This window comes from Clostridium gelidum (assembly GCF_019977655.1).
Classification (GTDB): domain Bacteria; phylum Bacillota; class Clostridia; order Clostridiales; family Clostridiaceae; genus Clostridium; species Clostridium gelidum.
The window spans coordinates 3,147,514-3,159,674 of sequence record NZ_AP024849.1 but is presented as its reverse complement, the minus strand read 5'-3'; the positions used below and the strand labels follow the sequence as shown (position 1 = coordinate 3,159,674).

At 28.2% G+C, this 12,161-nt stretch carries 8 protein-coding genes, 1 pseudogene and 1 other annotated feature; of the genes and pseudogenes, 8 read left to right on the top strand and 1 reads right to left on the bottom strand.

Going from position 1 to position 12,161, the window contains the following annotated elements; all coding sequences use genetic code 11:
- Positions 1-195 precede the first annotated feature (195 nt).
- The 4 genes from psyc5s11_RS14185 to psyc5s11_RS14170 all read left to right on the top strand — a co-directional run bounded on the left by psyc5s11_RS14185 (position 196) and on the right by psyc5s11_RS14170 (position 6,538).
- Positions 196-2,127, top strand: a complete 1,932-nt coding sequence (locus psyc5s11_RS14185; protein WP_224033157.1) for an ABC-F family ATP-binding cassette domain-containing protein — start codon at positions 196-198, stop codon at positions 2,125-2,127.
- 73 nt (positions 2,128-2,200) lie between these two features.
- Positions 2,201-2,386: a hypothetical protein gene (locus tag psyc5s11_RS14180; protein WP_224033156.1), complete on the top strand. Its 186-nt coding sequence runs from the start codon at positions 2,201-2,203 to the stop codon at positions 2,384-2,386.
- Between the two features lie 51 nt (positions 2,387-2,437).
- Positions 2,438-5,698 (top strand): DEAD/DEAH box helicase, encoded by a 3,261-nt coding sequence (locus psyc5s11_RS14175; RefSeq protein ID WP_224033155.1) that lies wholly within the window; start codon positions 2,438-2,440, stop codon positions 5,696-5,698.
- Between the two features lie 132 nt (positions 5,699-5,830).
- On the top strand, positions 5,831-6,538 hold the full coding sequence (locus psyc5s11_RS14170) for an MgtC/SapB family protein (RefSeq protein WP_224033154.1): 708 nt from the start codon (positions 5,831-5,833) through the stop codon (positions 6,536-6,538).
- A 168-nt stretch (positions 6,539-6,706) separates the two neighbouring features.
- On the opposite strand, the gene psyc5s11_RS14165 is transcribed toward psyc5s11_RS14170, so the two are convergent.
- On the bottom strand, positions 6,707-7,057 hold the full coding sequence (locus psyc5s11_RS14165; RefSeq protein ID WP_224033153.1) for a hypothetical protein: 351 nt from the start codon (positions 7,055-7,057) through the stop codon (positions 6,707-6,709).
- Positions 7,058-7,625: 568 nt separating this feature from the next.
- Between psyc5s11_RS14165 and psyc5s11_RS14160 the strand changes: the two genes are divergently transcribed.
- The 4 genes and pseudogenes from psyc5s11_RS14160 to psyc5s11_RS28310 all read left to right on the top strand — a co-directional run bounded on the left by psyc5s11_RS14160 (position 7,626) and on the right by psyc5s11_RS28310 (position 11,982).
- Positions 7,626-8,804, top strand: a complete 1,179-nt coding sequence (locus psyc5s11_RS14160; protein WP_224033152.1) for an N-acetylmuramoyl-L-alanine amidase family protein — start codon at positions 7,626-7,628, stop codon at positions 8,802-8,804.
- Between the two features lie 104 nt (positions 8,805-8,908).
- Positions 8,909-8,966 (top strand) — a sequence feature (sodium ion sensor (DUF1646 type); this cis-regulatory element may regulate processes involved in with the transportation of sodium ions).
- 256 nt (positions 8,967-9,222) lie between these two features.
- The gene (gene nhaA / locus psyc5s11_RS14155; RefSeq protein ID WP_224033151.1) at positions 9,223-10,452 is read left to right on the top strand and encodes a Na+/H+ antiporter NhaA; all 1,230 of its coding nucleotides are present in this window, start codon (positions 9,223-9,225) and stop codon (positions 10,450-10,452) included.
- Between the two features lie 150 nt (positions 10,453-10,602).
- Positions 10,603-11,646: pseudogene (locus psyc5s11_RS14150) on the top strand (SulP family inorganic anion transporter); the annotation flags it as partial.
- The gene (locus psyc5s11_RS28310) at positions 11,647-11,982 is read left to right on the top strand and encodes an STAS domain-containing protein (RefSeq protein WP_224038191.1); all 336 of its coding nucleotides are present in this window, start codon (positions 11,647-11,649) and stop codon (positions 11,980-11,982) included.
- Positions 11,983-12,161 lie beyond the last annotated feature (179 nt).

Genomic DNA, 12,161 nt, shown 5'->3' with positions numbered 1-12,161 from the left:
ATGTAAACTAAACTGTGTTAAAATTGGATTGGTGCGGTGATTAATCTTACCAAAGTTTTAAAACAAGATTGGATTTTGATTGAAATTATTTCTTTAGAAATAATATTTAAATATCAATTTTCAGTCTTTCATTTTGGTTTATTTGCTTACTGTGTTAAAATAAGAGTATATAATTGAAAAAGGAGTTTAAAATAAATGAATATAATTACTTTAGAGAATATAAATAAAAGCTATAGCGAAAAAATCTTGCTAAACAATGTATCATTAGGAATTAGTGATGGAGATAAAATTGGTTTGATTGGAATAAATGGTGCAGGTAAATCAACATTTTTGAAGGTTGTATCGGGGAGAGAAGAATTTTTTGAAGGAAATATAACCAAGGGCAAGAATGTTAGAATTGAATACCTAGATCAAAATCCGATTTTTGATGAAGAGGCAACTGTTTTAGAGCAAGTTTTTAAAGGCGATACGAAAGAGATGAAGCTCCTTAGAAAATATGAAGAGTTATTAGATAAAATCAACTCTTGCAAAAGTGAAGAGTTTGATTCTTTAAATAGTGAACTAATTAAAATTCAAGGGCAAATTGATTCGCTTAATTTGTGGGATTTGGAAAGTGACGCTAAGACAATTTTAACTAAGCTTGGCGTAAGAAATTATAATGAAAAGATAGGAAATTTATCTGGTGGGCAAAAAAAGAGAATAGCACTTGCATGTGCTCTTATAACTCCATGCGAGATGCTTATATTAGATGAACCTACAAACCATTTGGATTCAGATTCTATAGAATGGCTTGAAGAATACTTAAATGCAAGAAAAGGTGCTCTGCTTATGATTACCCATGATAGATATTTCTTAGATAGAGTTACAAATAGAATTATTGAATTAGATAGAGGGAATATATATTCTTATCCAGGTAACTATACAGCATATCTAGAAATGAAAATTGAAAGACTGGAGACAGAGCAAGTTCAAGAGGAAAAGAAAAATGCATTAATAAAAAATGAATTAAAGTGGGTTAGACGTGGTGCTAAGGCTAGAACTACTAAACAAAAGGCCAGACTTCAAAGATTTGATGAACTTGTGAATACTGAATCTATCCGAATACGAGATGATGTTGATATTTCATTAGTTGGCTCAAGACTTGGGAAAAAAGTCGTTGAATTATATGATGTATGTAAATCATTTGGAGATAAAATATTAATTAAAGATTTTAATTACATATTTTTAAGAACTGATAGAGTTGGTATTATTGGAGAAAATGGTGCTGGTAAAACAACTTTAGTTAATTTACTTAGAGGAAAACTTTCTTTAGACAGTGGAACAATTGAAATTGGTGATACTGTTAAAATAAGCTGCTTTGCTCAAGATAATACTAATATGGATCCTAAGCTTAGAGTTATTGATTATGTTAAAGAAGGCGGAGAATTTATTCCTGTAGATGATGGAACAAAGATATCAGCATCAATGATGAGTGAAAGATTTTTATTTGATAGCACAATGCAATATACTCCAATTGAAAAGTTATCTGGTGGAGAAAGAAGAAGATTACATTTGCTTAGAGTACTTATGGAGTCGCCAAATTTTTTAATACTTGATGAACCTACAAATGATTTGGATATTGAAACACTTAATATCTTAGAAGATTTTCTAGATAAATTCATGGGTGTAGTAATTGTCGTATCACATGATAGATATTTCTTAGATAGAATCTGTAATAAAATTTTCTCATATGAAGGAAATGGATTAATAAAGGAATATAACGGTAACTACAGTGATTTCTTAATTTCAAAAGAAATAGAGAAGCTTCAAGAAGACAATAATACACTTGAAGATAAATATAAGGACGAAAAAAGTAAAGGAACTAAGGAAAGAAGCAAAGATAATAAACCAAAGTTTACTTTTAAAGAACAAAAGGAATTTGAAGGGATAGATAATGATATATCTAAACTAGAAGAGAAAATTGAAAACTTGGATAACGATATGGCAAAAAATTCTTCGAATTATGGTAAACTTAATGAATTGATGAAAGTAAAAGAAGATGCTAAGAAAGAATTAGAAAATAAATATGAGAGATGGGAATATTTAAACGAAATTGCAGAAGCGATTGAAGAATATAAGAATAATTAAATTAGAAATAATATAAACTGAAAACGAAAGGGGAATGGGATTATTCTATAAGGAATAGTCTCACATAATATATATGGAAGTACATATTTACTTAAAAGGGAAAAAAGAGCCAACCATATTTAATGGGGATAGGATCGATATTTTAGATATGCAGCTTGAAGGAAAAGACTATAAACAAATAAGATATTTTAGAAAAGGAATTTCTAAGTCACAATACATTAGTGTAGATTTAATAAATAAAATTAAAACATTTGAATAAGGCACACTCAAAAGAATAACTTAGGTTAAAATAAAAATGCAGGTGATAAAATTGATAAAACAAATTTTACTAGAAGGCTTTAATAAAAGCATAACCAATTCAGCGCGGATAAAAGGTGAACGTGTCTTAAAAAATGATTTACTTAGAGAAGTAAATGTTAGCGTAGACAAAGATAATATTAAAATACGTGCATCTGTAGTTTCTGAAAGTCTTCTTAGTGAATATTTATGTAAGCTTGAAATTGATAATGAAACAAAAGAGGTTATTGGATCATACTGTAGTTGTATGGATTTCGAAAAAAATGAATTTACAAAGGACAACTATTGTTGCAAACATTTAGTAGCTACTTTTTATACATTCTTACGAAATATTGATGATGATGATGAATTAAGAAATAAAATAACTAACAATATTAAGCCTAAAAAAAATAAATCTAAAGTTAAAGAGGATAATAATAATGATTTATTATCCTTGCTTATTGGAGATAATCAAAAAGAAAAAATTAAATTTGAAATTATTATAAATAAAAATAATTGGTCTTCTAAACTTCAAGCAGAACTTAAAATAGGTCTTAAAAGTAAAAGTAATAAAATGTATATGATTCGCGACATAAATCAATTTTTAGTCTCACTTTATAATAACGTTCCAATTAAATATGGAAAAGATTTTATTTTTGATATAAAAAATCAATGTTTTTCTTATGAAGACAAGAGATTAATTAAATTTATTTATAATATCCAAAATATGGCGCAGCATGATAGGAATTTTAAAAGGCATCAAGATAAACTAATAGATGGAAAAACATTAACTATTCCTGATGTTATGTTTAAGGAATTTTTAAACGTCATAAAAAAGAATAGAATATATTTAGGGGATGGTTTCTTTTATCGAATATTAGAATCAGAAATAATAGAAGGAGATATGCCTATTCCCTTTGCCCTATTAAATAAGAAGGATTCCATAGTACTTGAAGCTTCAAATGGGTTGCCAGAAGCTTTAACACAAAATGAAGATGTATTTTTATATGGAACTACAATTTATATTCCTTCTATAGAACAATGCGAAAGGTTGTCTCCTTATTTAAAGATTTTTAATGCTACATCTAAAATAAGTTTTAATATAAATCAGGAAAATAAAATTTTAAAAGAATTAATACCATCTATGCAAAAACTTACAACTGATTTAACTTTATCTAAGAATATAAGAGATAAGGTTATTATAGGACCTGTTAATTTTAGATTTTACTTTGATAAAGATAAAGACAAGGATATATCATTATTATTTAAAGTATCTTATGAAGGCCATGAATTTAATTATTTTGAAGAATATAATGATAAGGTTATTTATAGAGATACAGATAAAGAACATGAAGTATTTGGAATGCTAAAAAGTCTTGGATTTGAAGAAGTTGATGGTAGACTGTACTTTTTGAGAGATGATAATGATGCTTTTAAGTTTTTTAAATACGAAATAGAAAAACTTCAAAGATATGGAGAGGTTTTTTATTCAGAGAGATTTAAAGGAATAAAAGATATTAAAAAATCTGATTTCAAGGGAGAAGTTAGAAAAGGACAATTTGATTATTTTGAATTTAAATTTAATATTTCTGATATATCAGAACAAGAAATTTCAAATATACTTAGAAGTTTTAGAGATAATGTTAAATATTATAAACTTGAAAATGGGGAATTTTTAGATTTAGAAGATGAAGAATTTAAAGATGCTTTAACTCTTATAGATAATTTGCTTTTAGAGGATGAATTAAAGAATAACTCAATTCAAATTCCAATGAATAAAGGAGCTTATCTAGAAGATTATTTAGAAGCCAAAGAGCTCAGATTTATTGAGAGTTGTGATGAAATTAAAGAGATTAAAGGTAAATTAAAAAATATTAAAGATAAATCATTTCAGGCGCCTGTTAATCTTCAAGCTAAACTTCGTGAATATCAAAAAGATGGGTACAATTGGTTTAGAACTTTAGATTATTTAGGCTTTGGAGGAATTCTTGGCGATGAAATGGGACTTGGAAAAACTCTTCAAGCAATAACATTATTACTTTCAAAACCAAATTCTAAAACACTTATTATTGCACCTACTTCTTTAATATATAATTGGAAAAATGAATTTGAAAAGTTTGCTCCTAGTATGAAAATTGGAATTTCAAATGGCATTAAAGAAGAAAGAGAAGAATTAATTAAAAACTATAAAGATTATGACGTAATTTTAACTACTTACAATCTTTTAAGGCGCGATTTAGAACTTTATGATATGGAATTTGATTATTGTATTTTAGATGAAGCCCAAAATATTAAAAATCAAGCCTCACTAAGTGCAAAGTCAGTTAAAGAGATAAGAGCAAGAGTTAGATTTGCGTTAACAGGAACTCCAGTAGAAAATTCCTTAATGGAACTTTGGTCAATATTTGATTTTATAATGCCTGGATATTTATATAATGAGAAAAATTTCGTAACAAGATATTATAGAAGGCTTGAGGAAGGGCCAGAAATATTAGAAGAATTAAATAGGCTTGTAAAACCGTTTATTTTAAGGCGTTATAAGAAAAATGTAATTAAAGAACTACCAGATAAAATAGAAAAGAGATTACTTGTACCATTAAGTGATGAACAAAAAGTTGTATATGAAACCTATGCAAATTATGTTAAAGATTTAATTCAAAAGAAGGTTAAGGATTTCGAGTTTAGTAAGAGTAAAATTGAAATTTTATCTTATATAACAAAACTTCGTCAAATATGTTTAGATCCTTCGGTTACAATGGATGATTATGTAGGAACTAGTGGTAAAATAGATGCACTAATTGAGCTTCTTGAACAAAGTATAGATGAAGGACATAAGATATTAGTATTCTCTCAATTTACATCTGTACTTAAGAATATAGGTAAGATACTTAAAGAAAAACATTTCTTATTTTCTTACTTAGATGGTAAAGTTTCATCACTAAATAGAATGAAGATGGTAGATGAATTTAATAATGGAGAAAATACTGTATTTTTAGTGTCTCTAAAAGCTGGAGGTACAGGACTTAATTTAACTAGTGCAGATATAGTAATACATTTTGACCCTTGGTGGAACCCAGCAGTTGAAGATCAAGCTACAGATAGGGCTCATAGAATTGGTCAACAAAATGTTGTTGAAGTAATAAAATTAATTGCAAGTGGAACTATAGAAGAAAAAATAGTAGAACTTCAGGATTCAAAGCGCGAATTAATTAATAAGATTTTAGGTGACGATTTAGCGGTAGGCTCATTTATAAGTACATTAAAAGAAGATGAAATTTTAGATTTGTTTAACTAAGGCATATAAAATAGCACGTAAGTATGCTACTTTATATGCATAATGAAGATGGAGTACACATTTTTAATTAATTTGTATATTATGATTCTATGCATTTTAGTAATAGTGAATAATAAATATTGGAGGAATTATGTGGAAAGTGTAATAAACGATATATCAAATTATATAAGAGAAGTTAATACAGTATCCATAATTTTAAGATTAACCTTAGCTACAATTTGTGGTGGAATCCTTGGTGCTGAAAGAGGGCGGAAAAAAAGGCCCGCAGGTCTTAGAACACATATTTTAGTATGTATTGGTGCCGCTATGGTTATGATAACAAGTCAATATATGACTGATATACTTAAAATTAATACGGATGCAAGTAGAATGGGTGCACAAGTTATAAGTGGAATTGGATTTTTAGGTGCTGGTACCATTATGGTTGTTGGGGGGAATCAAGTTAAAGGTCTTACTACAGCTGCAGGACTTTGGTCTTGTGCATGTATGGGGCTTGCCATAGGAATAGGTTTTTACGAAGGTGCTATTATAACATGTGCTTTTATATTCGGAGTATTAACATTACTTCATAAAATGGATATACATTCAAGAACTCATTCAAGGATACTAGATGTATATGTAGAACTTCAAGATATTTCAGGTGTTACAAATTTTCTTAATATGGTAAAATCTGATGGAACTAAAATATCTAATATGGAAGTTAAAAAATCTAAGCATTTGGATGAGCATACCATAGGACTTTTGATGACTTTAACCTTAGCAACTAAGTGGGATCATAGTGAATATTTATTGCAACTTCATAACTTAGAAGGAGTATGTACTGCTGAAGAAGCTGAATAAAACTCAGGTGATAAGATCTACAATTCTTTTAGGAAAGGTTTTTTAGAAATAAAAAAGTAATTGCAGGCTCTGGCGAGTTTACGTGAGAGCTCATAATATGAAGCTGCTGTACAAATAATTAATTGTGCGGTAGCTTCTTTATTATTTTATACAGGACATTGTTAACTATTAATTCTTTACTTTTGATAAGAGGTAGATATTGAATAAACCTCCCAGTACGGCAAGAGCTCCTGATATGATATACCGCAAATTGTTTGTTTTTTGCCATGTAATAACATTGCCAATTATTATACAGATTAGTATAATCCACGAGATAAAAATAACTATGTTACCAATAGTATTATTTAATGAGTTTTTGTTGTTAGGATTTTCATTGGTCATAACATCATGAGTTTGTTGGTTAATGATTGCAGTATTGCTATTAACTTTCTTGATTTTCTCAACTAAAATCTCAGTTCCGCACTTATTACAAAATAAACTATTCTTTGGAAATTCCTTTCTACACTTTGGACAAATCACTTTTTATTCCCTCCTTTTGTATTAATAGTTTCGGCTGTCTGATTTTCTTTTTTTATAGACATTTATGACTATCGTTTTAACTTATATTTGTAGTATATGGTGAATAAAAATCCCCTGGTAGCTACCGGATGTTTTAATTATCTAGATAATTTTAATTTTGTAATATTTTACTATAGTTAATTTGACTATAATGCAACTTTAGTTTCTGGGGTGGGAAGCGCTATTAGAGTATTTCCACCTCTTTTTTATACGAATTTTCAGTAAAAGTTTAACTACAATCTTTTTATTTAAATTAATACATAAAAAGTATTTAGAGAAAATGAATTTTTTAGATTACTGAAAAGGTACCTGAAATAATTTGGATAATTGTATCATATAGTGTAACAATAGAATATTAAGGATAATGAGTTGTAATTATTCTTATTTAGAATTGCGAACAAAGGAGAAAAAGGAGTGTTTAATTATTGAAAAATTAATAGTTCAAGTAAAATTAATTGCTAATTTCAGTTGAGAATAATATCTAAAATTAGTGCTAAATATACTAATTATATTTAAGGAGGACGATAATATGAACAAAAATATTAAGAAAGTAATTGCAGTTGCACTTATAATTAGTGCTTTTAATGCAATTATACCAGCATCAAATTTTAATTTAATGACTACAAAGGCTTATGCATCAAGTGGTGATTTAACAAACATAAATGTTAAAACTTCAAGTGGAGGCACAATAAAAACTTATAGTGAGGATGACTATAAGAGTAAAAATGAAGTAGATGATAGTGAAATGAATGATGATGGAACTTATTATGCTAAGACATCATCAGATAAAATAAAAATAAGTACAAGTGGTGTCAGTTCAAGTCATGTTAGAATTTTCAAATCAAAAAACAGCTCTACTAAAGGCATAAAAACAAGTAGCACTATTGAATTATCAACAGGATCAACAACAACTTTTACTATAAGAACCTATGATGATGATCCAGGGACTGTAAATTATAGTGATGATTCTTTTGTTAGTGAATATATTATTAAAGTAGAATGTATAGGGAGTTCTTCAGACAGCGATAGTGAACAAGGTGATGTATATTTAAACAGTATTTATTTGAGTGATGGAGATTTAAGCTTTTCAAAGAGTACTTCTACTTATAATGTTAATGTAGCTGAATCTATTAGTGAAATTAACATAACTGCAAAACCAGATTGCGATAGTGAATATTATGATGATTATGAAGTTAAAATAGATGGAACAACAGTTAATGTAGATGATAAATTTAAAAAATCAGTATCTTTAAGTAAAGGAAAAAATGAAATAAAGATAACAGTTGAAGATAATGATAATGAAATAAGAACATACACACTAAATATTATTAGAGGTGTAACGACTACAACTAACACCAATACTAGTAATACTGGAACAACAGTTGCTACAACTGTTAAGGCTAATCAATGGATACAAATAAATGGATTATGGCAATATAATGATTCAATTGGAAATGTAGTAAAAAATAGCTGGTTCTATGATAGAAACTATGGCAAAAACTATTACTTACAAGCAGATGGGTACATGGTTACTGGTTGGTTAAGTAATAACGGAAAGTGGTATTACTTAGGAAGTGATGGAGGTATGAAAACAGGTTGGCAATTAGTAAGTGGAACTTGGTATTACTTAGATTCACAAGGTGTAATGGCTTATAATACTACAATTGGTGGATATAAATTAGGTGCTAGTGGAGCTTGGATTAGATAGCTTGAATAAAGTATGAAAATCTAAATTATAGATACAAAACTTAATTATTCTATTAAACTATAATATACTCAATGTTGTAGAAATAAATGAATATAACTAAGTACGGCTGGGCAAATTTTATAATTTGCTTTCAAGCAATTTTAGTTTCTGGGGTGGGAAACTCTATTAGAGTATTCCCATCCTTTTTTTGTTGCAATTTTTAACAAATTTAAATATAGATATAACAAAAACTGATATTCTACTTAATTACTTGTAAATTAAATTGACAAATAAACATTGATAATTAGTACGTTTAAATTACCAATTTCATTTAATTTATAGAGAGTTAGATATCTATATGTAACAAAAGATTATTTATAATTATTTAATAAAATCAAGTTTTTAGGGAATACCTAAAAATAACCAAAGGAGATTAATTATGAAAAATAAAATTCATCGCAAAATATTTAATCCATTTGCATACTTTTTTAAAAGTGAATCTGCAAGTGGGTTAATACTTATGGGATTTGCAATTATAGCAATGATAATTGCAAATTCTAGTTTTAATCCAACATACAATAATATACTCCATACCTATATAACTATTGGTTATAAACAAATTTCTTTATCAATGTCAGTTCTTCACTGGATTAATGATGGATTAATGGCTATATTTTTTTTAGTAGTTGGGATGGAAATAAAGCGAGAAGTGGTATTTGGAGAACTTAAATCTTTAAAAAATACAATATTGCCTATATCTGCTGCTATAGGAGGTATGATTGTACCAGCAATTATTTATGCATTATTTAATTATAAAGAACCAACTATTTCAGGATGGGGAATTCCAATGGCAACAGATATTGCATTTGCACTGGGAATACTTTCTTTGGTAGGTAGAAAAGCACCTAAAGGAATAATAGTATTTCTTACAGCATTAGCTATAGTTGATGATTTAGGAGCTATTATAGTAATTGCTATATTTTATACTAGCCAAATTTCATGGATTGCTCTTATTATAGGTTTGATTGTTTTTATCGCTCTTATATTAGTTAGTAAATTTAAAGTTAAATTTATACCTATATATATTGCTTTAGGTATTATATTATGGGTTTGTCTTTTAAAGTCAGGTATACATGCAACAATTGCTGGAGTATTACTTGGAATGGTATTGCCTATTGGAAAAACTGTTCGTCAATTTGAAACATCAATTTTATATAAGTTTGAACATGATTTAACTCCAATGTCTTCTTTTGTAATTATGCCAATATTTGCTTTAGCTAATTCAGGTATAGCTATCGATATTAGTAGTCTCGGAGCAAGCATAATGACACCTGTTAGTGTGGGTATTATATTTGGTTTAGTTATGGGTAAGCAAATAGGTATATTTGGAGTTTCATACATAGTGGTAAAATTAAAAATTGCGAGTCTTCCAGCACAAGTAACCAAAAGACATTTATATGGTGCAAGTGTTCTTGGAGGTATTGGATTTACTATGTCAATATTTGTTTCATCTTTATCATTTCCAGATGAATCTGTGTTAGCTACAGCCAAAATAAGCATTATGATTGCGTCGATTTTAGCTGCAATATTAGGTTGGATAGTTTTTGCGTTAATAGAATTTAAGAGTGAAAAAGAAATAAATCAATTAGATGAAAAAGAAATATGTTAATCATAAATTGACGGTATATAATATTAATGTTACAATAAATAACAGCTTTGATTTAGTTAAAGTATACTAAATCAGAGCTTTTATTGTGTAAAAAATTGTTTATATATATTTAAAATATTTAACGTAATAAAAGAGGAAAAAAGGAATTAGATGAAAGAAATTAAACAAGAGTGGTTTGGAAATATTAAAGGAGATTTACTGGCAGGGATAGTAGTTTGTATGGCATTGATACCAGAGGCTATAGGATTTTCTATAGTAGCTGGAGTTGATCCTATGGTTGGAGTATATGCATCTTTTTGTATGTCTTTAATTATATCAATTTTTGGTGGTAGAACAGGTATGATTTCAGCTGCAGCTGGTGCAATGGCATTGGTTTTGGCAAGCTTAGTAAAGGAACATGGAATAGAGTATATGCTTCTAGCTACAATACTTACAGGAGTATTCTAAGTTATATTAGGATTTTTAAAGATAGGAAATCTATTAAAGTTCATACCTAGACCAGTTATGATAGGATTTGTAAATGCACTAGGAATAATGATGTTTAAGTCGCAATTACCTTATTTTAAAGGATCATTGCTTTTAATAATTTTAGGCGCTATAGGCATTGCAATAATTTATTTATTACCTAAATTAACAAGAGCAGTGCCATCTCCAATAGTAGCAATAATAGTTGTTACATTAATAGTAGTTATTTTTAAGATTGATATAACTACACTAGGTGATATGGGGAAAATAAATAGTGATTTACCAAGCTTTTTAATATCTAACATACCGTTTAATATGGCAACTCTTAAAATAGTATTACCGTATTCTATATCACTTTCTTTAGTTGGACTTGTAGAATCTTTATTAACAGCTCAGTTAATTGATGATTTAACAGATACGACAAGTAATAAGAATAGAGAATGCGTAGGTCAAGGATTGGCTAATGTAGTATGTGGATTTTTTGGAGGAATAGCAGGGTGTGGAATGATTGGACAAACCCTTATAAATCATAATTATGGTGGAAGAGGTAGATTATCAACACTTACATCAGGAACAGCAATGTTGATTTCAGTAATAGTATTAAATAAATTTGTTGTACAAATTCCAGTAGTTGCTTTAGGTGCGGTTATGGTAGTTGTATCAATAACAACCTTTAATTGGGGTTCAATTAAGAGAATTGCTAAAGTACCTAAAACAGATACAATTGTAATGATTTCAACAGTTGTAGTAGTTTTGTTAACTCATAACTTAGCTTATGGAGTTCTTCTTGGGATAGTATTAAGTGCAATATTCTTTGCATCTACATTAAAGTTTATTGGCAGTTTTGATTTTACAGAAGAGATTAAATTTGTGGATATAGATTTATCTAGGGTGAAAATTTGGGATGAATCAGCAGTTGATGTTATAGATAAAGTGGTATTTAAATTTCATAAAAATGGAGTTAAAGTTAACTTAATAGGAATGAGTAATCAATGTTTAGAATTAGTTGATAGAATGGCCGTTCATAATAAACCAGGTGCATTAGGTGCATCTAGCAGTCATTAAATTATAATGTGATACTATAAATTTATTGAGGATATGAAAATTTGGGTAAAAAATATAAATACTTTATTAGAAGATAGTATTTAAAGAATGATTATATATGAAATTAAAGCATTGTAGATAGATTTTGACAATATAAGCATAGATGAAAATCACATTAGTGATAGACATCTATGCTTATT